Below are 23989 nucleotides of genomic sequence, written 5' to 3' on the forward strand. Positions count from 1 at the left end.
CGGCCGCCTGCGCTCAGGCCTCGATCAGCTTGACGGAGTAGCCCTGGCCCGAGGCGATCACTTCGAGCAGGCGGTCGATGTTGGGGTGCTTGCCCGGGTTGGCGCGCGCGTCAGCCGTATGCTCGGCGAAGATCTCCAGCCCTTGCTGCGCAGCAGCCACGTTGATGGCACCATGCTTGGCGGCCAGCGCGTTGTAGACCGCCAGCGAGCCGGCCTTGCCGGGCTGGTTCGCGATGGTGGCGGCGACGGCGCCGGTCGCGTCGATCAGCCGCAGCTCGACCAGATGAGCGATGGAAGGGAGTTGCTTGAGGTTGTCGGCGAAGGCCATCTTGCTTTCCTGAAATGGGACTGAGAAAGCCCGCCATTGTGCCGTGACCAGCCGGGCTGACTCCGGCTCAAGGTCTGTCCGGCCCAGGACATGCCGCGATCAGATCAGCTCGATGCCGAAGGGCCGCAAGGCCCAGGCGAACAGCGCAAAGCAGGCCACGGTGATCAGCACCGACGCGCCCAGCGTGCCCCAGAACCCGAGGCGCGGCAGCAGGAAGGGAAAGGCCAGGAACATCGGCAGCGTCGGCACGACATACCAGAAGGTGTACCAGGCGTGGCGGGCGATCTTCTCGGCCGGCTGCCGCTCGACATGAAGCCAGATCAGCGCCAACAGCGTGACCAAAGGCAGCGCCGCGATGAAACCGCCGAGCCTGTCGCTGCGCTTGGCGAACTCGGACACCAGCACGACGACCGCCGCTGTCACGAGGTATTTGGTGATGAGCCAGGTCATGGAACTTTCAGGTAATCACGGAGCCAGTGATCATACTGGTCGGCCGGCATGGGCCGCGCGTGCCAGTAGCCCTGGATCTCGTCACAGCCTTCGCGGGTCAGCGCGGCCACCTGCTCGGCGGTCTCGACGCCCTCGGCTATCGTCCTGAGCCCCAGGCTGCGGGCCATGGCAATCACGCCGGAGACGATCAAGGCATTGCCCGGGTCGCTGCCCAGATCGCGCACGAAGCTCTGGTCGATCTTGAGCTTGTCGAGCGGAAACCGCTTCAGGTAGGACAACGAGGAATACCCCGTGCCAAAATCATCGACCGACAACTGCACGCCCAGGCGGTCGAGCTGCTCCATGATGCGGATGGCGCCCTCGGGGTCGGCCGAGACCACGCTCTCGGTGAGCTCGAGCTCCAGCCGACCCGCCTCCAGGCCGGCCTCGTCGAGCACAGCCCGGACGAGTTCGGGGAACCGGGTCTGGCGAAACTGGACCGCCGAGATATTCACCGCCATCACCGAGGGCACCAGGCCCGCCTCTTGCCAGGCCCGGCTCTGTGCCACGGCGGTCTTGAGCACCCAGTCGCCGATCGGCAGGATCAGGCCGCTGGCCTCCGCGATCGGTATGAACTCGGCCGGCGAAACCAGACCGAGCTCCGGATGCTTCCAGCGCAGCAAGGCCTCGCAACCCGTCACCTGGCCGGTCTTCAGATCGATCTGCGGCTGGTAATGCAACTCCAGTTCATGGCGCTCCAGCGCCCAGCGCAAGGCGTTTTCGAGCTGCAGCGTGCGGCTGGCGCTCAGGTGCATGCCGAGCTCGTAGAACTGGAAGTTGGCGCCACCCGCCGCCTTGGCGCGGTACATGGCGGTGTCGCCCGCCTGCAGCAAGGCGTCGACCTCCTGCCCGTCGCCGGGGAACATCGCGATGCCGATCGACGGCGTCACGATCAGCGCCATCCCGTCGATCTGGCAGGGAGCGGAAATCCGCGCGATGATCTCCTGCGCCAAGTGCGCCGTGCCCTCGGCATCCATCTGGGGCAGCAGCAAGGTGAATTCATCGCCCCCCATGCGCGACACCGTGTCCTGTGGCCTGAGCGCCTGCTTCAGCCGGGACGCCATCTCGACCAGCAAGGCGTCGCCGGCCTGGTGCCCGAGCGAGTCGTTGATGTACTTGAAGCGATCGACGTCGATGAACATCAGCGCCAGCGCCTCCTGTTCACGCCGGGCCTGCACGAGCCCCGACTCGATCCGCTCGCGCAGCAGCACGCGGTTGGGCAAGCCGGTCAAGGCGTCGTGGTGCGTCAGCTGGCTGATCCGGTCTTCGGCCTGCTTGCGCTGCGTGATGTCGTGGAAGATGCCGTAGTAGTGCCTGACCTGCCCGTACGGGTCCCGCACCAGGCTGATGGTCAGCCACGCCAGGAAAGGCTCGCCGTCCCTGCGACGCTTCAGGATCTCACCCCGCCAGCGACCTGTTCGGCTGATCTGGCGCCACAGGTCCCGGTAGAACGCCCGGGTATGCTGGCCGGAGCGCAGCAGCGATGGCGGATGACCCAGCACCTCCTCGGCGCGATAGCCCGTGATGTCGCTGAAGGCCCGGTTGACCGACAGGATGCGACAGTCGCCATCGCAGATCACGATGCCCTCGGAGCTGTTCATGAACACGCTGGCGTTGAGCGCCAGCGCCTCCTCGCGCTGCTTGAGCGCCGTCAGGTCGGTGTGGGTGCCGATCATGCGCAGCGCCTGGCCTTGCTCGTCGCGCTCGACGACCCGACCCCGGTCCATGATCCATTTGTAGCGGCCGTCCTTGCAGCGCATCCGGTGTTCGTTGACGTAGAAATCCACTTCTCCGCGCAAATGGCGCTCGACATCGGCCAGCACCTGTGCCTTGTCATCCGGGTGGACGCGCGACTCCCATTCGCACAAGCCGACGCCGATCTCGTCTTCCGAGTAGCCCAGCATGGTCTTCCAGCGGAGCGAGAAGAACACGCTACCTTCGGCCAGGTTCCAGTCCCACAACCCGAGGTCGCTGCCATCGACCGCGAACCGCCAGCGCCGCTGCTCGGCGCGCAACTGTTGCTGGACCTGCTCCTGCTCGGTCACATCCCGCCAGCTGCCCACGACTTCGAGCGGCTGACCGTCAGGCCCACGGTAGAGCTGCAACTGGTCATCGATCCAGTGGTATTGGCCGTCACGGTGCTGGAAGCGGTAGCGATGACTGAGCGCACCCGTTTCATGCAGTTGCCGCTGGGCCTGCCGCACCCGCGATCTGTCATCGGGATGCACATGCTCGAACCAGAAGCCGGCCCGCTGCAGCCAGTCTGCTGGCGCATACCCCGTCAGACGCAAGACGTTGCCGCTGACGTACGACACCCGCCAGCCCCCCACGGCGCCGGGCTCGGGCGCCAGCGCGTAGATGATCGAAGCACTGGTATCGACGAAATGCTCGAGCTGGCTGCGGGTCCGCTTGAGTTCGTTCTGGATGGCGGCCTGGGCTCTCTCCTCCCGGCGCACCAGGACAAACAGCAGCGCCGCCGTGAACAGGACAAAGAGCTCGCCCTTCCAGGATTGGGCCCGCGTGACCGCGACAGGTTCCCCCAGCAATTGCAAGGCCAGCCAGTCAGAACCCCAGATCCAGAGGCTGGCCAGCACAAGGTAGACCAGACTGATCCTGATGGAAGCGGGGGCACCGGCCACCCTGAAGGCCTTCGAAAAAAACAAATGTGGCCTCCCACCGGATACAGACCGGATACAACGACATCTCAATTGTTGAAAATATATAACTTACCGGTATCCCCTGGAAACCGGAGAGGTTTTCGGGCAGACCGCCGGGTCGGGTGACCAGGGCAGCGCCTCGCTGCGTCGGGTGGTGCGCTCGCCGGAGCGCTGGCCGCGCATCGTCGAGGTGGCGCGGGGCTATGGCACCGCCTTGCCGCGCCAGCCCGATGGCAAGGCGCTGGACGCTTTTCTGGCCGAGCAGCACAAAACCGACCCACTGCGCTTTCCCGACCTGTCGCTCGGATTGGGTCAAGCTGGTGTCGACTCCGGTCGAGCGCGGCTTCATCGACTTCGTGCTGGCGCAGTGAGGCGGGAGTCGCCGTGGCGGCGCGCGGGTTGTCATCCCCGGTATGATGCCTGTGCTCCACGCCGCCACCATGAAAAAGATCCGCTCTGATTCCATGACCAATGCTTTGCCGGGATGATGCTGCCCCAGCCCGACGCCAACTCCATCCGCAGCGAGGACAGCCTGCCTGCGCTTGACGCGATGCTGCTGCAAGCGCACCGGCTGCGCCTGGCGGCCAACTGGCCGGCGGCGGCGGCGGCCTACCGCGCCTGTCTCGCCCGGCAGCCGGACTCGCCCGAACTGCTGCACAACCTCGCGCTGTGCCTGCACGCCAGCGGCCGGCACGCCGACGCGCTGCCGCTGTGCCGGCGCGCGCTGGCCGCGCGACCGCAGCTGTGGCAGAGCGCGGTGCTGCTCGGGCAAGCGCTGCAGGCGATCGGTGACCCGCCGGGCGCGGACCAGGCCTACCTCGCCGCACTGCGCGCTCAGCCCGGACAGGCCGACGCGCTGCTCGGCCGGGCGGACCTGGCGATGAACAGCTTTGGCGACCCGCTGCGGGCCAGCGCGCTGGTGGCGCCACTGCTGGCCGACCCCGAACACCGGCGCGACGCGCTGCTGACGATGCTGATGGCCAGCCTGTACGACCGCGACGAGGACGCGCTGACGCTGAACCAGCGCATCATCGCGTTCTCGCGCGCCTATCTGCGCCTCGACGGCTGGGACCGTGCGCCGCTGCCACCACGGGGGCCGGGCGCGCGCCGCCAGCGCATCGGCATCCTGTCGCCGCTGCTGTGCGCCGGTCCGGTCTACTTCCTGACGATAGCGACGTGGCGGCGGGCCGCACAGCAAGGCGAGCTGATCGTCTTCCAGCGTGGCACGCGCCAGGACTGGGCGAGCGACGAGCTGGGCCGGCTCGCCCATGAGTGGCACGAGGCACACGGACTCGACGCGCTGCAGCTCGCGCGGGCGCTGCACGACGCCAACCTCGACCTGCTCTACGACCTCGGCGGCTGGATGGATCCGGTCGGGCTGCAGGCGCTCAGCGTCAAGCCCGCAAGGCGCCAGTACAAATGGGTTGGCGGCCAGAGCGTGACGACCGGGCTGTCGAGCTTCGACGGTTGGGTCGGCGACGAGGCGCAGTCGCCGCTGCGGCTGCAGTCGCTCTACACCGAGCCGCTGCTCAACCTCGCGGGTGGCTACGCAACCTACACCGCACCACCCTACCTGCCGGCGCCAGCAGCGCACAAGCGCAGCGAGCCGGTCATCTTCGCGAATCCGGCCAAGCTCTCGCGCGCCTTCCTATCGCACCTCGCCGCGCGGCCCGGGCGCAAGGTATTCGTGCACCGGCAGTACCAGTATCCGCAGGTGCGCGAGCGCATCGAACAGGTGCTCGACCCGGTCAGCGTCGAATATGTCTGTCCGGCCAGCCACCTGGAAGCGCTGCAGGCCGTCAACCAGCATGCCGAGATGCTCGACACCTTCCCCTACAGCAGCGGGCTGACCGCGCGCGAGGCGATCGCGATGGGAACGCGGGTCATCGGCCACAGCGGCACGCTGTTCTGCGAGCGGCATACCGCCGCGCTCACCCCATCAGGTTCAGCAGTTCAGGCTTGAGCACGCGGCCCTCGAAGCCCGAGGCACGGCGCCGCGCGAACAGCGCGCGGTCCTGCGCGTCGACCGCGGCGCCATCCTTGCCCCAATCGACCTCGATCAGCACGCTGTCGGGCTGGTAGACATAGCGGCCCTGCTCGCGCGCGATCAAGGTCAGCTCGGCGTCGGCGTAGTGACGGCGGTAGCCACTGTAAAAAAAGTCACCGCCGTACAGCGACTCGATCCAGCGGCGGCGCGCCAGGCCAAACGATGCCAGCTGCCCCTGCCACTTGCCGTCGTTGAAACCGAGCAGCCCGGCCTGCCGGGACTCCAGCGCGCGCAGCGCCAGCGCCAGCCACTGGCGGCCGGCGAACGCGTCCTGCGCCATGTAGCCGACCCAGGGGCTGGCCGAAGCGCGGAACACCGCGTTGAGCACCGAGACAAAGCCGAGCCGGGCCTGGTCGTGCAGCACCAGCAGCAGTCCCGGCACGCCAGCGCGCGCCGCCGCGTGGACGGCTGCGCGCTGGCCCAGCGCGGCATCGATGCAGGGCATCACCATCAGCGGCTCGGGCGCGCGCAGGCGCGCCGCCAGCGCGGGCGACTCCAGCTCGGGCAGCGTCGCGTGCAGGACTTCCATCGCGCGCGCGTCAGCCCAGGCGCGCCCCGGCGCCCGGGTCGGTCTGGGGCTTGAGCTGACCGGCGATTTCGCGCGCGAGGCCAGTCACGAGCTTCGCATTGAACGGATTGCGCTGGAACGCGTCCGAGCACATCAGGCGGGCCAGCGCCCAGTCGACCGGCTGCCCCTCAAGCGACGGTTCGGTGTCCTGCGCGGGCGCGCTCGGCTGCAGGATGCGGCGCGCCGCTTCGAGATCCTGCGCGCTCAAGGCCGGCACACCTTCGCGCGGCGGCGGCACCAGCTGGCGCAGCTCGATCGCCTGCGCGACCTCGACGATCAGCCGCAGATGCTCGGGCCACTGCAGGAACTCGGCCGAGGTCAGGAAGGCGCCGAGCAGGCGCTCGCGCTCGCGCCCCAGATAAGGCTCGATCACCGCTTCGGACTCGGGGTCACGGCGCAGGAACAGGTGGAAAGCGGCGACCACGTCCTCGCGGGTCATCCCGAGCGGTGCGGTGGGCGCGGCGACGGCAACTGGCGCGGGCGGCGGCACAGCAACCGGAGCCGCCTTGGTGGGCTCGGGCTCGGCAGGCAGCGCCTGCCAAGGGATGGGCGCCGGCGCGACGGCCTCCGCCTTGGCGGCATTCATGCTGGCGAGCTGCTCGGCGGCCAGATCCCAGCGCGATCGGTTTTCTTCGGCGGGCGGCTCGGGGGGCTGTTCAACCAGCGCGTTGCGTGGGGTTTCTGCAGACTTGCGACGGAAAAATGGCAGTGAGAATTTCATTTGAGCCTTCTAATTTATCAGAATAATAGAATGAGCGAATGAAAGGCTTCAACCTCATCGGCTATGCGACCTCGCCACTCGGACTCGGCGAGGACCTCAGATCCTTCGCCGCGATGCTAGACCATCTGGGCATTCCATTCTCGGTCATCGACCTGCCGACCGAGTCGCAAGGCCAGGTCGAAGTCAGATGGCGCCACCTGTCGACGCGGGATTTCGACACCAGCATCTTTTTCATGTCGGCGGGCACCTGCGTGCGCCTGCTTGAGCTGCAGCCGCAGCTGTTCGAGGCCGCGCAGCGGCGCATCGGCTACTTCCTCTGGGAACTGCCCGATGTGCCGCCGGAGCATCTGCCTGCGCTGCGCGCGATGGACCAGATCTGGTGCCCGACCCGCTTCGTCCAGTCCGCGTTCTTCAATGCGGCACGCAAGCTCACGCTCGCGCTGCCGCTGCCGGTGTTGCGCCGCGAAGGCCGGGGACGCGACTTCCGCGCCGAACTCGGCATCCCGCGCAACGCCTTCGTCAGCCTGTACCTGTTCGACCTGCACTCGACGCTGGCGCGCAAGAACCCGCAAGGCGTGGCGCAGGCCTTCCTGCGCTTCGCCCAACAGCGGCCCGACGCGCACCTGGTGCTCAAGGCCAACCGCTGGCAGGACCTGCCGGCCGAGGCACTGGCCTGGCTGCCGCCACATCCCGGCATCCACTTGCTCAAGGAAACGCTGGACACCGCCGGCCTGACCGACCTCTACCGCAGCGCCGACTGCTACCTGTCGCTGCACCGCAGCGAGGGCTTGGGACGCACGCTGGTCGAAGCGATGCAACACGGCCTGCAGATCGTCAGCACCGACTTCTCGGGGCCGGCCGACTTCCTGACCCCGGAGAACGCGCTGCTGGTGCGCTGGCAGCGCCAGGACGTGGCCCCGGACGACTACCCCAACGCCTGCGCCAGCTGGTGGGCCGACCCGGATATCGGGCATGCCGCGCAACAGCTCGAACTGGCGCTGCAGCGCAGCCGACTCGGGCGCAACCGGGCCGGCATCGCGACCAGCGCATCGTTCGAGCCGCAGGCGCTGGCCGAGCGTTACCGCAAGGTGTTGCAGGCCAGCCTTTGAGTTCAGCCCTCAATCGGCAAGTCCAGCAACATCTGGATCAGGTCTCCACGCCTGAACGTGGCCGACAACTGCAGGGTGGACACCACCTTGTCGCCGTACAGGTTCCTGAGTGCGGTTTCCACATCGGTGACGGATGCGCTGAAGTAGCGGTCGCCCCGTGCTTCGATCAGCCCGTGCGCCAGGGCAAAGCTGCGATGGTCGATGTCGCCAAGCTTGCGTTTCAGGTCTTTCAGCAAGCGTTGACCCATGCGCATGGCAATGAAGCATGAGGCGTAGCGCACCAGCATCGGGTCATTGACCGATGGGCGGCGCCTGTGGTTTTCCGTGATCCGATAGAGCAACACCGCCAGCACCACCTGGACACCGTTCACATCGCTCGGAAAAATGGTGCTGTAGAGCTTGCCAAAGTGCTCGCGGGTCAGGAACTTGGCCTGATGCGGCGCCGCACGCCACACCGCCAGCAAGGCCTCGGCTGCGGCGCCAGCGGTGATGTCCGTCGCCTTGGTCGATCCATCGACCCGCTTGCGCCGATAGTTGAAGCCCAGCGACTGCATGCTGGCCTCCAGCTGGCGCTGAATCTCGTCGTTCGATCGCAAGTCCTTCAGGTCCACCGGGTTCTGGCTGTTGGTGGCGTGGGTGATCTGAAGCACGATGTCTTCATTGTCTTTTGGCAGCTTGTAAAGGCGCACCAGAACGCTGGCATCTTCCGGCAAGGACCGTCCCTGAGCCGCCATGGCATCGGCCGTCTTGAGGATGGTCATGCAAGTCTGGCCACCGTTGACGATCTGCAGGTTCTCCACGCGCACCTGGTAGTCACTGTTTTGCAGCGCGTTGTAGGAGAAGTCGTTGCAGACCAGTGTCAGGCCATTGTTGAAAAAGTAGAAGTTGGAAGGTTGAGGCGATTGCAGCGTGGCCCGGATGCCTTCGTTGACGCGGTTGCCGTGCAAACCCAGGTAACGCCGAATATTGCGCTCCAGCAGCCGGTCGCCGTGCGCACGCATCAGCGCGGCTACCTCGGTCACCGGCATGCGCCCGACGCAGACGCGACTGAAGTTCATGTCCTCGACGTTGGCCCGACCCACCAGCCTCAAGGTGTCGTCAACCTGCTTGGGGCGTTGCAGGATGCCGATCAGCACATCGTGGTTGACATGCTCCCAGGTCACCTGGTCACCAAAACCCGCCAGATCCATGATGACTTGTGCCTGATCATTCCACTTCAAGCCGTTGTTGCACGCGATGGCGCGAACCCTAGGGATGAAGCCATCGCGCACCATGGAGCGCGCCTCTTCCACCTTGACGCGCAAACGTTCGTTAATGCTTCCCAGCTCCGCCGTGGGGTCGAAAACATGCCGGATGGCATTGACCAGCGACCGGATGCCTTCTTCCGGAAAATTCGAGTCGCCTTCCAGTTTCGTCTTGTATTTGGCCTGGAACAAGGTGACGACAAACTCGCCATCCACCTCCTCGGTGACCTGCATGGCATCCACGCCAAAGTCGCCACCGCCTTCCGTGACGCAGTCAAAAGCCTCCTGGGCGTCCAGGTCCAGCATGGTTCTGACGCAAAGATAGACAAAGGCCAGCGGTTTCAAGCGGGCTGCATCCGTCAGATTCAGCTCGTTGTCCGCCCAGAGCCGAATTTCCTCCTGAACTCCGGCGAGCCGTTGATCAATGATCGATGCATTCAGATTCATTTATTTATCGGCTTTGTTTTCCGCAAAGGGACCATGATACTGGCCGGGCCTGATCGGGCGTAAAACAGCGGGCAGCTCAATCAAGGGTTGCTTCCTCCACTTGGGCGCCGAGCACCTTGAACGACAGCTCCCTGCGATCCTGCGAACCCGGCTCATGGTCGGCCGGCACGAAGCCCTCCAAAGTCGAGACGCGCCAGCTCGCGCAACCGGCGTCGCCGTCCTGGGACGCAACGAACCTGAGCACGAAAGTCTGCCGCGCGTCGACCGTCGTGCGCTGAACGAAGCCCGAAGGCGTGGTGATCGCAAGGTCCAGGCGGCCAGGGACCGGCCAGCTGCCGGAACAGGTCAGGCGCAGCGTACGCGGCTGGCCAGATTGCCAGCGCAGGCGCACCGACAACTCGCGCGAAACCCAGCCGTCGGCCTGCACCGAAACGAAATGCCGTGGTCCCGACAGGCGCAGACGGGCGTCAGGTTCGAGGCGCCCGACCAGCGCGCGCCATTGCGACGGCTCCATCGAGGGCCTGACCTCGGCCAGCAGCTCCCTGAGCATCTGCGCCAGCGAAGTCTCGCCTTCCATGAAGGGATAGGACTCGCACCACTCGTTCAGGCAGCTCAGCACCCAGTGCCCCGGGGCCTCGCCGAGGTGGCGAGCCAGCACCCGCATGCCCTCGACAACCACTTGGCGACGCTGACGCAAGGTCAGGCAGCCCGGATGCAGCCGCGAATGCGCCTGCACCGCGTCGACCCAACCCACGGCGCCAGGATAGGCCTTGAACCAGCGCAGCCACCAGTCGAAATCGAACGCGAGACGCAACGACTCGTCGAGCAGGCCAACGCGCTCCAGCGCCTGCCGCCGCAGGAAAACGGTAGGCTGGCAAATGAAGCAGCCATCGGCAAAGGCCTGCAGCGGCGTGCCAGGCGGCCGCGTCGGGTAAGGCTCAAGCTCGCGGCCACTGGCGTCGATATGCAGGCCATGTCCATAGAGCCACTGCCAATGCGGATGGCTCCGCATCGCCTGCACCGCGCGGCGCACCGCTCCCGGTGCGTAGCGGTCGTCCGAGTTGAGCCAGCCGATCAGGTCGCCATCGGCCTGACACAGCCCCGCGTTGATCGCCTGCGCCGGTCCGCCATCCCGGGTCGACTGCCAGCGCATGCGCCCGGCGGCCTGGACCTGCCAGCGTTCGAGCTTGTGCAGCGTGCCGTCGGTCGACATGCCATCGAGCACCAGCAGCTCAAGGTCATCGTGGTCCTGGCTCAGGACACTGTCGATCGCCTCATCAATGTAGGCCGCCTGGTTCAGCGACGGCATGACCACCGTGACCCGCACGGCTTCAGCTGCCAGAGCTGACCGACTTGCGGATCAGGAACGTGTTCGACAGCATGCGGTTCTCGTCGCCAACCATGGTGTCCTCGCGCACCTCCAGGCAGATGCAACCGGAGGCCTGCACGATCGCGAAAACCTCGTGCTGCGGCAGGAAATGCATTTCCATCGGCACCTTCGGAGGGATATGCAAGTAGCGCTTGACCTCGAACAGGTAGCCGCTGCTGTAGGTCGGCAGCTGCAGGTAGGCCACGCCGCCGGGCTTGAGCGCGGCCAGCAAGGCACGCAACATCCAGGCCATCACCGGGGGCGGATTGTGCTGCAGCGTGATCAGCGAAAACACCGCATCGACCTCGGGCAGTTGCTGCAGCGCAGCCGGATCGGTCCAATGCTGCCACTCCACATGCGACAGACCCTCCTGCCGCAGCCACTCGCGCGCGTGCGCCAGGTGCGCGCCCGAGACATCGGCAGCGATCAAGCGGGGAAAGACCTCGGCCAGATAGCGGGTCACGCGACCGACGCCACAGCCCACCTCCAGACAGCTGCCAAGCTCGGCCGGGTTGATGCCACAGCGGCGCAGCGCCGCCAGGAACAGATCACGGGAATACTTGCCCGAGTGATAGAAGCCCTTGCGGTGCGCTTCGATCTGCTCCATGCGGTACATGGGCTGCGTGACGACCGACCAGTAGGGCTCGGTGGCGCCGAAACGCTCCCAGGCGGCCTTGACCCGGTCCAGCATCTGCGCCAGCTCGGCGGGCGTCGCGTCCAACTCCACCGGCATCTGCGGCAGGTGGAAAGGATGGCGCTGACGCACGCTGGGCAGCGGCTTGTCCAGGGTTGCGGCCATGCGCTGGCGGAACTCGGGCGAATCAATGAAAGCCTGGCGCAACTGAGCCAGATCAGGCACCGAGTCGCAAAACTGGTCCAGCACGGCCTGGTTCTCGGGCTCGCGGCCCAGCAGCAGGCGGTATGCCAGGGCCACGGTATCGGGGGTCAAGGGACTGTTCTGCGACATCTAGATCTCAAGATGGGTTGGCGGAAAAGCGCGAATTGTCGCTGAACCGCCCGTATTCTTTTGCATCAGGGCACGTCTCCGTTACAAATCATTGCCGGTACAAGTCCTGATGGTTAAGGAACCAGGCATAGGCATCCCGCAACCCATCTTCCAGCGAGATGCTGGCCTGCCAGCCCAGCGCCGCCAGGCGCGACACGTCCATGAGCTTTCTGGGTGCGCCATCCGGCTTGGTCGCATCGAACGTCAGCCGACCGCCAAACCCCGTCACCCGCGCCACCGTCTCGGCCAGCTCACGAATCGTGCAATCCACCCCGGTGCCCACGTTGATGTGCGACAGCATCGGCAGCGTGTTGGCGCGGTAGGTGTCAGCATCCAGATTCATCACGAACACACTGGCCGCCGCCATGTCGTTCACATGCAAGAACTCGCGCATCGGCGTGCCACTGCCCCAGATCACCACTTCCGCGTCACCACGCCGCACCGCTTCATGAAAGCGCCGCAGCAGCGCCGGGATCACATGGCTGTTGTCGGGGTGGTAGTTGTCGCCAGGGCCGTACAGGTTGGTCGGCATCACGCTGCGGTAGTCGCGGCCATACTGGCGGTTGTAGCTCTCGCAGAGCTTGATGCCCGCGATCTTGGCAATGGCATAAGGCTCGTTGGTGGGCTCCAGCGTGCCGGTCAGCAGCGCATCCTCGCGCATGGGCTGCTGCGCCAGCTTCGGGTAGATGCACGACGAGCCCAGGAACAGCAGCTTCTGCACCCCGGCCATGTGGGCGGAGTGAATGACGTTAGCCTCGATCATCAGGTTGCGGTAGATGAACTCGGCCGGATAGGTGTTGTTGGCGTGGATGCCGCCGACCTTGGCTGCGGCCAGATAGACCTGATCGATGCGCTGCTCGGCAAAGAAGCGCCGCACCGCAGCCTGGTCGGTCAGGTCCAGCTCGGCATGGCTACGGGTCAAGATCTCGCAGCTATCCAGCGCCTGCAGGCGGCGCACGATCGCGCCCCCCACCATGCCACGGTGGCCGGCGACAAAAATCCTGCTCATATCAGCGCTCCACGCTTACCGCGACGTTATGCCCGTGCGCGCGCAGCAGGGCGTGACGCCTGGCCTCATCGAGGTCATGGGCCACCATCTCGGCGCACATCTCCTGCACAGTGATCTCGGGCACCCAGCCCAGCTTGTCCTTGGCCTTGCTCGGGTCGCCCAGCAGGGTCTCGACCTCGGCGGGGCGGAAGTAGCGCGGGTCGACACGCACGACCACGTCGCCCACCTTCAGCGCAGGGGCCTTGTCGCCGTCGACCCGCGCGACGATGCCAACCTCGTCCACGCCCTGCCCTTCAAAGCGCAGCGTGACGCCGAGTTCAGCCGCCGACCACTCGATGAACTGGCGCACGCTGTACTGCACGCCGGTGGCGATCACGAAGTCCTCGGGCTGCTCCTGCTGCAGCATCAGCCACTGCATGCGCACATAGTCCTTGGCGTGGCCCCAGTCGCGCAGCGCATCCATGTTGCCCATGTACAGGCAATGCTCCAGCCCCTGGGCGATATTGGCCAGGCCGCGCGTGATCTTGCGCGTCACGAAGGTTTCGCCACGGCGCGGCGACTCGTGGTTGAACAGGATGCCGTTGCAGGCGTAGATGCCATAGGCCTCGCGGTAGTTGACCGTGATCCAGTAGGCGTAGAGCTTGGCCACCGCGTAGGGGCTGCGCGGGTAGAACGGCGTGGTCTCCTTCTGCGGCGTCTCCTGCACCAGGCCGTACAGCTCGCTGGTAGACGCCTGATAGAAGCGGGTCTTCTTCTCCAGCCCGAGGAAACGGATCGCTTCGAGCAGGCGCAGCGTCCCCATCGCATCGACGTCGGCGGTGTACTCGGGCGCCTCGAACGACACCGCGACATGGCTCTGCGCGCCCAGGTTGTAGACCTCGTCGGGCTGCACCTGCTGCAGGATGCGCGTCAGGTTCGAGCTGTCGGTCAGGTCACCGTAATGCAGCACGAAGCGCTGGTCCTGCGAGTGCGGGTCTTCGTAGATGTGGTCCACCCGCTGCGTGTTGAACAGCGAGGCGCGGCGCTTGATGCCATGGACCTCGTAGCCTTTTTCGAGCAGGAATTCGGCCAGGTAAGAACCGTCCTGACCGGTCACACCGGTGATCAGAGCTTTTTTCATCAGTTTTCAGCGCAAACAAGTTGGTAGCAAAGGCATCAGGGCATGCAGCCGTTCGCCCACTTCCGGCTGCGCTGCACGCAAGCCGACCGCAGCGACCGCATCGCCTATCGCCGCATAACCCCAGGGCCAATGGGAACGAACCAGCGCGGCCTGTGCGCCATCGTTCCGAACGAACTCCTGGTACAAGGTACTGGGTGCCTCCATCTCAAGCAACCAGTCGTCATGGCGAGAAATCGCCACCATGGGAATCCGCCGCTGCTTGCAGACGAGCGAAAGGTAAAGGTCCGCCATGCCTGCCTGCGGAAAGTGGCTCAAATCCAGCCCGCGCAACAACTCCGAATGGAAAGCCAAGGTGCCGGTGCCCAGATTGTTCACCAACGCATCGCGCTCCAACCCATTCCTGAACAGCAACACCTTGCGGAAGGCCGAGAAATAGCCCGCTGCCCGTTCCGGCAGCAGGACGCCGTGAACGCCAACCACGGCCTGCCGGCCGTAATGCTCAATGCGCCGGATCATCGCCGCCACATAGTCAGGCGGATACACGATATCGTCGTCGGTGGTGAAATAGTAGCATTCACGCTCAAGGTTGGCAAAGGGCAGGAACTTGCCGTTGTCGCGCAAGCCCGGCCGGTCACGCGACAGGACCACCGTCAGATTCGGGTGACAGGCGCGAACGAAAGCGGGCACCTCGTCGTAACGGTCCAGGTAGACATGCAGCGCATCAACCTGGGGCACCAGGCTGGCCAACGTGCGGCGCAGCAGATCCATGCGTTCGGGCACCGAGCACAGCGTGGCGACGACCGGCAAGGCTGGATTGACCAGACGACTCATGTCGGGCGCCACCGGTATCCGGTCGCGCAGCACCGGATAGCTGAAAAACTTCCTGAAACCGTCCACCCCCAGCTGCTTGTGCCTGGCCGTGAACGCATCGACATAATCGGAACGCGAAGGTGACGGCCGCTGCTCGATGCATCCATCAGCGAGGGGATCGTTGGCCACCATGTCGGCAAACAACGACCCCTCACGCAGCGTGTTGTAGTACAGCGGCAAGTCCAGATCGCGCAGTTCACCGCCCTTGGCCGCCATCCAGGCCATCAGGCGCTGGAAAAACTCGTCGTCCGACGCCTTGCTGGTGCAGTTGAAGCTGCCGATGTCATCGAAGACCCGACGCCGCAAGCCAAGGGTGATAAGCCCCAGCTTGCGCACCAGACCGTTGACCGGCAAGACCTGGCCCGAAGGAAAGCGCACGCGCGAATAAGCGCCACGCACCGCCGTCACGCCCGGTTGCATCAGCTGCTGCATGCACAGGCGGATGCGATCCGGGTGCGACAGATCGTCACCGTCCTGGAAGAAGACATAGTCGCCACCCGCCAGCTGCAACGCATGGTTCTTCGCGAAATAAGTGCCCAGATTGGTATTGAGCCGCCGACAGCGCAGGCCGCCAGACGCTCGCTGCAGGCGCTCCAGTATGGTCCAGGTGGCATCGGTGCTGGCGTCGTCGACGACGATCAGCTCCAGCCGTGGCCAGGTCTGGCGCAGCACCGAGGTCACTGCGGCCTCGATGTAGTCGGCCACATTGTGCGTCGTCATCAGCACCGACACCAGCGGCGCGGAGTCGGCAGCCATGACAGGCAAGCGCCGCGCTGCCCCATCGGCTTCGCGGTACAGGTCATCGAGCCCGATCCAGCGCTCAGCGACAACCGGCTCGGCCTGGTCGACAGGCAGCGTCACGCGGGGCGCGGCGTCGGTCAGCGACGGCTCGATCTGGGCGGCAACAGGCGTGAAGCATTCACACAACAGGTAGAGCTGGCGACCCTTGCGCTGCATCTCTTGCAGGCGCTCGCTCGGGATGGCGCGCAGGCGGGCATCGAGCGCATCCAGCTGGTCCTCGGGATGCAGGATGAGCGCGTCTTCCCAGCGCAGCCCCGAACCGGGCGCAAAGACATCTAAATCAGGCAGTTGGTGACGATCACTCAGCACCACCGGAATCGCACCGGTGGCCAGCGACTCCCACAGCCGCAGGGTATTGGGACCGGCACCCACCGGGCAAAGACTGAAGACCGAGTCAGACAGCATGCGGTTGTAGCCCAGCACGGCAGCGCTGTCGGTGGCATCCGCCGCCGGCACCTCGCCATTGACCTGGTACTGATAGACCGACTGATTGAAGTGCCACTGATTGGTCAAGCGGACTTCATAGCCCGGCAAGCCCGCGAGACCCTGCAGGCGCAGGCGCACGTCGCTCAGATAATGCGCCATGTACGCCCCGACGAAGGAGGCGAAAGTACCGCGCTCCGCCACCGGCTTGATCTCCAGGCCCGCCTGGCGTGCTGGATCACGGTAATTGACGGCATAGAGCGACCAGGCATGCAGCCGGATGCCCTCCTCCTCATCCCACCCCTGTTCCTTGTGGGAAATCCAGAGATCGGTGACGCCGAGGTCGCGGAACCAGTCCAGGTGGCGGTACCAGAAGACATGCTGGCACACCGTATGTACTCGCAGCCGTATGCCATGCTGGGCCAGAAAATCGCGCACCTGCTTCAGGCGCGACGCCATCAGAAACAGCGTGACCCGATGCGCCTGGTTCCGGTCGATGAAAGTGGCCCAGGGCAAACCGATGTAGATGTCGCGCTCGACGATCGCCACGCAGCTCGAAGCGGACCGGGCCTGCTCCCAGGCATCCTGCTCGGTGCGACAAGGAAACTGCCAGAACAGCAGATCATTGCGGTGACGCGGCTGCGACGCCACGGTGACCGGATACGGGTCCAGCACCGGGCCGGCAAAACCCAGCGCGAACTGCTCCACCTCGGGCCAGTGCTCGAAGCCATCCGGCAGCTGCTCCAGGCCGATCCTGGCGACACCTGGCCAGGCGCTGTCCACCCAGTAACAGTGCGTGGCATCGCGGTAAAGCGAAAAACGGTGATTGAAGCAGATCGAGCGATCGAGCGTGTCCAGCGCCAAGCTGTCGCGCCTGACATAGTCGACCTGTTGTGTGAAGCGGTAAATAGGCATGAAAAATCAGTGCTTGCTCAGTTTCTGTCCAGTCGATAGACCTCGATCGCGTCGTGCCAGACCGTGCGCGGCACAAAGCCGGGCTGGGCATCCGGCAGGTACAGGCCCCATTTCAGATAACCGGCCTGCGGCTTGGCATTGCGCAGATTGGGGCCGGCGTGGCGCAAGCCGCGAGCCGCCTGGCCCTGAACCTGGGCCGAGACGCCGACCTCGCCACGCGCGTCGGTCGCCCAGCGCACATCGAACGCCAGATCGATCCAGCGCCCCGCCGGCAGCGGCGCCGGCAGCAGCGTCAGCTGGGTAGAGGCACCGATGCGCAACACCAGCGCACCCGCCTTGACGGCGACGAACATGTCGGGCGGACCGTCGAAACGCTTGAACTGCCAGACGATGTCCACCGGGCGCGGCGCACCCGACGCGGGAGGCCTGAGATCCCAGCCGTCAGCGAGCCTGAGGCTGAAGCGGTAGAGGAAATGGTCACCCGGACCATAGCGGACCGCCAGCGACTCCATCGCGTTCGACTCGGCCCGCCAGGCGCCCTGGCTGACGTAATCAAGCTGCGGCAGCAGATGGGTAACCAGCGAACAGCGCCCGCTACGCGCCTGGGTGCAGTCAGTTCGGATCGCATCGCGGGCGGCTGGCAGCACCAAAGCCACCTGCTGGCGCGACAACTCAGGCTGACCGGATTCATAGCTCACGGACAGGACCGGCATAGCCGCCGGGGGCGGTACGGCCTTTTCAGCGAGCACCAAACCGGGCAAGCAGGTCCACAGAACTCCCACCAAGATCAATCGCATTTACTATATTTTCCGGGCAAGCGCGGCTAAGGTGTACGTCACTAGGCGAGTAAATGCTCGGCCTGGTTTTGAACCTGGTAACGGACAATGTAAGGCGAAACGCCAAATTGACTGGCGATGTCGTCAAAATTGGTGTTTGGCATCTTTTTCGCCGACCACCTGTCCTTGATACCTTCAATCGGGGCGAGAAACTCCGCAGCAAAAGCTCGGTTGGTCTTCTGCCGGTCGGTCGAGGCTCCGGTGGACAGGAAGAGCCCGCCATCCCCGGAAAACAGGAAGTCTGCGAACGTCGCTGCAAGCTGGAACTGGGGCATACGGCTACTTTGCATGGCGATGCCCAAGCCTGCGCGGCTTTCGCAGGCGACTCCGCGAGCGCCGCTGTTCGATTCCAGATGCTTGATGCTCGAAACAACGGTAGCGGGCGCATCGAAAAGGGTTCGAGTGACCGCGTCGACCGTAGACATGGGCCTGTCTGGCGCCATGCCGAGCAAGTCCCGTAATTGTTGCGCGACGGCATAGCCGCGCTCCCAGGGTTTGCCGGCCTGTGGCCTAGAGGCTTGAAGCCTGCGCTTCAGCTCACCGGCATGGGCGGCAACCTCGCGAGATTTCCTGATCACGCTGCGCGTCTGGTCTTGCAGCCACTGTGCCCGGCTCGCCACATTGGCGACTTCGGCGGTGGCGAAAATTTCCATCGCGACATCCTGGCCGAGAACAGCAATGGTCCGGGTGATCGCCGTATAGAGTTCGTCGCCAGGCTCAAAGGGATCCGCACCCAGCAGACCCGCGCAACGGCAATAGATCGCTTCGTCCTGATCGGTGCGGGCGTGGTTGATGCGAGCGATCAGGTCTTGCAGCCATGTCTTGTCGTCATTCGCGGGCAGCCGCTCGGCAGTAGCGACAAGAAAGCACAACAGCGCGGATTCCACGTCGTTTCTTTCCACGCCATTCCAGTGCACATTGGCGCTGCCGGAACTGACGGGGAACTCGATATTGGCGCTTTCGATGTGGGAAGGTCTGGCAACGATGCGCACCGAGGTATCCGCGCCGAAAAACCCCAAGGTGGGATAAGCGAAGCCGTCCGTGTGCTTGTTGATCCAGTGTCGCTGCTTGAAGGCGCTGGCATCCAACAGCAGCCCTTCCTTTTCCTGCGGCTCGTGCAGCAGGGGCCACCAGTTGGCAGCGATGAACTCAGCCAGCGGGAAGACACTGACGGCGATGAAGTCTCGCGACCCGGCGTCTTCGTCGTCGCTGACCAGCGGCTCGTTCGAGGTAAAAACCCGGTCATCGACCGCGATCTTCAGATCGGCCCAAGTGGATCGGTGCGCGGGCAGGCGAACTTCTGTCGGGCTGTCCTGCCACTCGCAGGTGAAATCAAATTGCATCGGAGGCCCTCACTTCGCGTGGCTTGGTGGGCAATTTGTCCAGACTCTCCGGCCAGCCCTTGTAGCCGGCGGGTTTGCCTGACTCCAAGTCGGCCCGGTCGGTAAGTCGAGCTTCAAATATGCCTTGCTCGCCTTTGTACCAGACACGCTTGGGTAGCGCACCCTCGAATTCTTCGCTGATGTTGCCAGCCAGAATGCCGGCCTTCAACATGGCGGTTGCCTGATCCCGAGTCAGGTGAGGTGGACAACGGTTGGCGTCTTTCTCCTTGCGGGATGCCGGCGTGATGCCATGCCAGGGCGCGCTTTTGTGTTCGCCGCTGCCGATGTAACGGGCGTGCGCCGCGTATCGCTCCAGGTCCGGCCGGGTTGGCGACGCGGCAAGCCTGGGCGGAATTTTCCGACTGTGCGGGTTGGGTTGGGGGCGTTTCATAGGGGTTCAGACCGGGCGGCAGTGCAGCACAATACTATGGCTTGCGGGCAAGCACTGCCTTGCGCCTGGCAAGCTCCAAGCTGAAGCGGTAAACATGGGCCAGCTCAGGACGAGCAGCCATGGCCTGTTCGAACAAGGCCGCAGCCCGTTCATAGTCTCCAGCCGAGTAGGCATCCCTGGCCTGGCGCGCCAGAACCTGGAGGCTGGCAGGGTCCGACCGAGACAAAGACTGCGCCTTGCGCAGCAAGACCGCAGGCTGTTCGCGCACCTCCCCCAGCACAAGCGCGCGAACCCGGACGGTACCCGCCCCCTGCAAGCGCAAGGCGAAGCGGAGAAAGTGACAGGCATCGGGAAGCAGTACGGAAAGGCCTGCACCCGCTGGGTTGATCGTGTGCCCGATCTTGCGCTTGTCCACATCCTGGAAATCCAGCACCGTTTCCAGCGAAGCCAGATCGTGATCAAGCAGCAGCTGGAACCGATTGTCGGCTACAAGATTCAGCTCTGGGCGAGAAAAGCGGGGACGCGCATAAACCACGGCGCGCTCATCCGGTGCCAGTCGGGATGAAATCAGCAAATTGCCCTCATCCAGCCGCATGCCGATTTTTTCGTGCGGCGCTGGACCGAACCACCCGAGCAACTGCTCAGGTGTCACGGTCATCGCACCTGGCCCAGGCACCGCAGGCCGGTAGTCGGCAGCCGTCAAGCGCTCAGCAACAGGCAGGATGTCGTCGGCCAGCGAAAGCCCCTGGTCCAGCCCCGGCAGATCACCAACCACCTCCAGCACGCTGGCGGGATCGAGTTCAGAACCGTTGCAGCAATAGTGAAACTCGTCAGTCGCCAGCATGTCGGGCCAGTCCACCGCCATGAGCGCTGGATTGTCCAGACAGGCGTCCAGCCAGCCCTCGAGTAAAGAATCCGAGCGCAGCAAGGCGCTGCGGGCCGCCAGGCGATGCGCCGGCCGGTATTGCTGGCCGTCAGCCTGCAGCACACAGCGACCGCCCTGCACCGCATGCATGGCCACCTTGCCGAAGGCCGCGGCGTCCGAGTAATGCCGGGCCTGGACCAGATCGGTCAGGTAATGCGGGCCGTAGAAATCCTCGGCGACGAACAGCGCGAGCCAGGGCACTTCATGCAAGGCCTGCTCCACTTCGGCGCGATAGTCCAGCGGATCGGTAAAGCAGGTGATTCCGGGCTGCAGGACTGGAACAGTTTCGCGCTGAACGTAGCGGCGCAGCAGCAGGGTTCGACAGCGGAGGTATTGCTGGCGTGCCACGCTGGAAATGATCCGCTGCTCGGCTTCCGGGGAGTCCGCAACGGCCAGGATCAGGATTTCAGGCTGATCCGGCTTCCAGCTCCGGCCCGCGATGCGGGCCTGGATGTATGAAAGGCGATGGGAATAGGTGTGCTCGCGCAGCACGGCGCGCAGCGCCATCAGACGATGGCGGCGATAGCGCGCTTCGTCGTCCCACAGGGGACGAACAATATCGACCAGGGCGGCACCGTCGTCCGAAGCAGCGACCAGATCACCGAAGAACAGGCGCAGGCCGAGCGAGTCGTTGCTGACCACCAGCGTGTTGCTCGCCATCAGCTCGAACACCCGGCGCGCGAACATGCTCTGCGACCGCTTCACCGTGTTGATGTTGAGCGCGAAGCGGTAACCCTTGTAGGCGCGGTCGATCTCATCGAACGGCAGCCCACCCTTGATCAACGGCGTGTATTCCGCAGGGAAGCGGGTTTCCGTTGCGTCACTGCCATGGTTCCGGTCGAAGATATCCACCGGGCCAATCGCTGAAACCGCGCGCACCAGCTCGGCAAACTCGCGCTGGCGCTGCGGATAGCGCTGATACCACGAGCCGGCAAAGCTGAAGGCTGCCTGGCGGACACCATCCTGCAAAGGATTCTGCAAGCGCGGCTGCGCGGCAAAGGGCAGCAACGACACGCGGTCGTGACCCAGCGCCTTCATGTAGCGCGGGATGCAGTCGATGTCCGTCGTGAATACGTGGTCGAAATGCCGTGCCAGCGGCAAGAAAGTGCCGAAATGGACCGGGTCTTCCTTGTTCCAGAACACGGTAGGAATGCCACGCGCCTTGCACAAGCGCAGGCAATCGAGGATCTCGGGGCCGGGCGGTGCCAGTTTTCCCTGCCACGCATTGTCCTGCCCACGCCAGGCAGATTCCACGAACAGCAGATCAGGCGAAGCACGCAGGATGGCCGAATGGAAGGATTCGGGTAGGAGATACGTCGTGCTGTCAATGCACTGAAAAAATGCCGCGCTGCTGAAGGCGTCGGCTACGAGTGATAACTTCAATTAGTGATAATCTGCAAAATTTAGTCCGGCAACAGACTCGCAAACATTATAGTTTTTCATTTATCGAAATAGCTGTCTCTAGTATTAGTGGAAACAGCTCAAGCGGCTCGGGTCCATGACCGCTGGGGTGACTATAAAGCAAATATGAAATTGCATTGCCTTTATAAATTCCCTCTTCAATAATTGGAATTTTATTAGCAATCATAAATGGCTTAAAGTGATTATCGAGATGAAATCTATCAAGTTTATTTTGAACAACCAAGCAATTTCTCTCATGAAAATTTGTGACATCGAATTTTTCACGCGGAAGTTTAATCAAAGCATCTTTCGTCTCAAACCCCCATGCTGTCAAAAAGTATTTCGAGACTGCATTATCATGATATTTAAATACATTAGTTTGTGGATTTATAGCTACCGAATAAACTTCCTTAATATTTTTCGCAAGCATAAGAGATGCGAATCCACCTCCAGATGACCCATACGCATAGATTTTATCGATACCCAACTGTTTAGAAACAGCCTGAACAAGATTAGATATTATCTGAAAATAATCATCATCTTTATCCCCTAAATACCAGGCGAGATTTAAGGTGGAATTATTCTTTTTTATTAAAGGATCAAGAATATAAAGTACGCTACCAGGAAATTTATCAGCCCAACTCCAACGTTGGTAGTATGGGTAGCTCTTCGTGAGATCTATAGCACCATTAAATAATACAAACAACCGATTACTTTTTTTAAATTTAATGTAAGCACGAAACTCTACGCCATTTTTAAGATGACAAGAAATTGCACTATCTTTTTCACTATTAATTTTAAAATGAAGCATTTTTATATTAGTAAACGGTTGAATTTTAAATACTTAATTACAAAATTAATATGTCTTCTCAGAATAAGATGACTCAAACTCTAAGAACTGTGTTGCTTTTTTTCCAGGCGACATACTACGGATTTCTTCCATATTATTTAATATGTACAAAAGATGCTGAGCTCGTGCTAAACTGGAATAACTTTTCCTAAACCTGGAAAGAACTTTTTTTGACTCTGATTGAGCAAAGTCAAAATCTGATATTACTTTTGATATATAAGACTCTAATCCATTAATTGAACTAGAAACCTCAATTTCTGGCATAGCAAATTTCATATCTTCCTGACCAACAGCAGCAACAGGAATCCCTGATGCAATATATTGAATAACCCTACTGGGAAACTGGAAGTAACCAAGCGATCTAAGCTCAGGAAAGTCATAATGCAGTCCTGCGTATTCATCAAAAAACTGAGGAATAGATACTGATATTCTGAAATTCTTAATAGTTTGAGAAACTAAATCGCAATTTAAGTAAGCTTCCTTAATAAAACCCCCGTGTATCCCAAGGGGATCTGAGTCCAACAATCCAAAAATCTTCTTTTTGTTAGGCAGCTTTGCAAATTCAAAGTATCTTTTTCTCCGCACCTGTCCATTCATATTCCCTAAAAATAAAACTTCTTCACCGGCTTCCAGTGGATTATAAACAGGGGGAAATGCGTGATGATCTGTCCAGAAAGGAAAGTTAATCCCATGTTTATGTCCCTTAGCGTGATAAAAAGAAATTATTTTCTCAGAACCACAGTGAAGCATCAAATCATAGCTATCTACTACAAGTGAGTAGCATGTTTTATAAAGGACAGGGTCGTCTGACAACCATATTGCTGTAATACATTTTTTTTTAATGACCTCAACCATCTCAGGAAGCAAATTCATTGGCCTGAACGAGATAAATAAATCAGGAGTAAAATCTAAAGCTTTTTCAATTTCACTCCACACCTTTTTTTTATCACTCTCATTTTTTATCATGTCATGACCATGCACGATCAGATCGGTGGAGTGTACAGAATGCCCTAAATATTCAAATGCACGCTTTAGGCTCTCGACAAGATGCCTTTCGAGAATTGAATCAAACAAGACTATT

20 protein-coding genes are annotated in these 23989 nt (G+C 62.4%); 3 read left to right on the plus strand and 17 right to left on the minus strand.

Features of this window, described 5'->3' with window-relative positions; genetic code table 11:
- Positions 1-13 precede the first annotated feature (13 nt).
- The 3 genes from PHR85_RS03655 to PHR85_RS03665 form a co-directional block, all read right to left on the minus strand.
- Entirely contained in the window at positions 14-328 is a 315-nt protein-coding gene (locus PHR85_RS03655) for a DUF2322 family protein (protein WP_300050571.1), read from the minus strand.
- Between the two features lie 99 nt (positions 329-427).
- Positions 428-778 (minus strand): DUF3147 family protein, encoded by a 351-nt coding sequence (locus tag PHR85_RS03660; RefSeq protein ID WP_300050574.1) that lies wholly within the window; start codon positions 776-778, stop codon positions 428-430.
- Positions 775-3480, minus strand: a complete 2706-nt coding sequence (locus PHR85_RS03665) for an EAL domain-containing protein (RefSeq protein WP_300050577.1) — start codon at positions 3478-3480, stop codon at positions 775-777. Before PHR85_RS03665 ends, PHR85_RS03660 begins: the two co-directional genes overlap by 4 nt.
- Before the next feature lie 197 nt (positions 3481-3677).
- Between PHR85_RS03665 and PHR85_RS03670 the strand changes: the two genes are divergently transcribed.
- Both PHR85_RS03670 and PHR85_RS03675 read left to right on the plus strand, forming a co-directional pair.
- Complete coding sequence (locus PHR85_RS03670; RefSeq protein ID WP_300050579.1) at positions 3678-3845, plus strand: hypothetical protein; 168 nt, start codon at positions 3678-3680, stop codon at positions 3843-3845.
- A 113-nt stretch (positions 3846-3958) separates the two neighbouring features.
- Entirely contained in the window at positions 3959-5437 is a 1479-nt protein-coding gene (locus tag PHR85_RS03675) for a tetratricopeptide repeat protein (protein ID WP_300050580.1), read from the plus strand.
- Here PHR85_RS03675 and PHR85_RS03680 read toward each other — a convergent pair.
- Both PHR85_RS03680 and PHR85_RS03685 read right to left on the minus strand, forming a co-directional pair.
- Entirely contained in the window at positions 5406-6050 is a 645-nt protein-coding gene (locus PHR85_RS03680) for a hypothetical protein (protein WP_300050582.1), read from the minus strand. The two genes, PHR85_RS03675 and PHR85_RS03680, sit on opposite strands and share 32 nt — an antisense overlap.
- A gap of 10 nt (positions 6051-6060) precedes the next feature.
- The gene (locus PHR85_RS03685; protein WP_300050585.1) at positions 6061-6810 is read right to left on the minus strand and encodes a hypothetical protein; all 750 of its coding nucleotides are present in this window, start codon (positions 6808-6810) and stop codon (positions 6061-6063) included.
- A 38-nt stretch (positions 6811-6848) separates the two neighbouring features.
- Between PHR85_RS03685 and PHR85_RS03690 the strand changes: the two genes are divergently transcribed.
- On the plus strand, positions 6849-7919 hold the full coding sequence (locus tag PHR85_RS03690) for a glycosyltransferase (RefSeq protein WP_300050588.1): 1071 nt from the start codon (positions 6849-6851) through the stop codon (positions 7917-7919).
- Between the two features lie 2 nt (positions 7920-7921).
- On the opposite strand, the gene PHR85_RS03695 is transcribed toward PHR85_RS03690, so the two are convergent.
- From PHR85_RS03695 to PHR85_RS03750, 12 genes are all read right to left on the minus strand, one after another.
- Positions 7922-9610: an AIPR family protein gene (locus PHR85_RS03695; RefSeq protein WP_300050593.1), complete on the minus strand. Its 1689-nt coding sequence runs from the start codon at positions 9608-9610 to the stop codon at positions 7922-7924.
- Positions 9611-9686: 76 nt separating this feature from the next.
- Entirely contained in the window at positions 9687-10937 is a 1251-nt protein-coding gene (locus PHR85_RS03700; RefSeq protein WP_367278700.1) for a glycosyltransferase family 2 protein, read from the minus strand.
- Between the two features lie 4 nt (positions 10938-10941).
- The gene (locus tag PHR85_RS03705) at positions 10942-11946 is read right to left on the minus strand and encodes a class I SAM-dependent methyltransferase (RefSeq protein ID WP_300050596.1); all 1005 of its coding nucleotides are present in this window, start codon (positions 11944-11946) and stop codon (positions 10942-10944) included.
- Positions 11947-12034: 88 nt separating this feature from the next.
- Positions 12035-12994 carry a GDP-L-fucose synthase gene (locus PHR85_RS03710; protein WP_300050598.1) on the minus strand — a complete coding sequence of 320 codons (960 nt, stop codon included), beginning with the start codon at positions 12992-12994 and terminating at the stop codon, positions 12035-12037.
- Position 12995: 1 nt separating this feature from the next.
- Positions 12996-14114 carry a GDP-mannose 4,6-dehydratase gene (gmd, locus tag PHR85_RS03715; RefSeq protein ID WP_300050601.1) on the minus strand — a complete coding sequence of 373 codons (1119 nt, stop codon included), beginning with the start codon at positions 14112-14114 and terminating at the stop codon, positions 12996-12998.
- A 6-nt stretch (positions 14115-14120) separates the two neighbouring features.
- Positions 14121-17072 (minus strand): glycosyltransferase, encoded by a 2952-nt coding sequence (locus PHR85_RS03720; protein ID WP_300050603.1) that lies wholly within the window; start codon positions 17070-17072, stop codon positions 14121-14123.
- 68 nt (positions 17073-17140) lie between these two features.
- Positions 17141-17836 carry a heparin lyase I family protein gene (locus tag PHR85_RS03725; protein WP_300050605.1) on the minus strand — a complete coding sequence of 232 codons (696 nt, stop codon included), beginning with the start codon at positions 17834-17836 and terminating at the stop codon, positions 17141-17143.
- Between the two features lie 125 nt (positions 17837-17961).
- The gene (locus tag PHR85_RS03730) at positions 17962-19302 is read right to left on the minus strand and encodes a hypothetical protein (RefSeq protein WP_300050608.1); all 1341 of its coding nucleotides are present in this window, start codon (positions 19300-19302) and stop codon (positions 17962-17964) included.
- Positions 19292-19732 carry a hypothetical protein gene (locus PHR85_RS03735; protein ID WP_300050610.1) on the minus strand — a complete coding sequence of 147 codons (441 nt, stop codon included), beginning with the start codon at positions 19730-19732 and terminating at the stop codon, positions 19292-19294. The genes PHR85_RS03730 and PHR85_RS03735 overlap by 11 nt, the downstream gene beginning before the upstream one ends.
- 34 nt (positions 19733-19766) lie before the next feature.
- Positions 19767-22040 carry a glycosyltransferase gene (locus PHR85_RS03740; protein ID WP_300050612.1) on the minus strand — a complete coding sequence of 758 codons (2274 nt, stop codon included), beginning with the start codon at positions 22038-22040 and terminating at the stop codon, positions 19767-19769.
- 46 nt (positions 22041-22086) lie between these two features.
- On the minus strand, positions 22087-22869 hold the full coding sequence (locus PHR85_RS03745) for a hypothetical protein (RefSeq protein ID WP_300050615.1): 783 nt from the start codon (positions 22867-22869) through the stop codon (positions 22087-22089).
- Positions 22870-22914: 45 nt separating this feature from the next.
- Positions 22915-23982, minus strand: a complete 1068-nt coding sequence (locus PHR85_RS03750) for a hypothetical protein (RefSeq protein ID WP_300050617.1) — start codon at positions 23980-23982, stop codon at positions 22915-22917.
- Positions 23983-23989 lie beyond the last annotated feature (7 nt).

It is taken from the genome of Malikia sp., assembly GCF_028687635.1.
Lineage (GTDB): Bacteria > Pseudomonadota > Gammaproteobacteria > Burkholderiales > Burkholderiaceae_C > Malikia.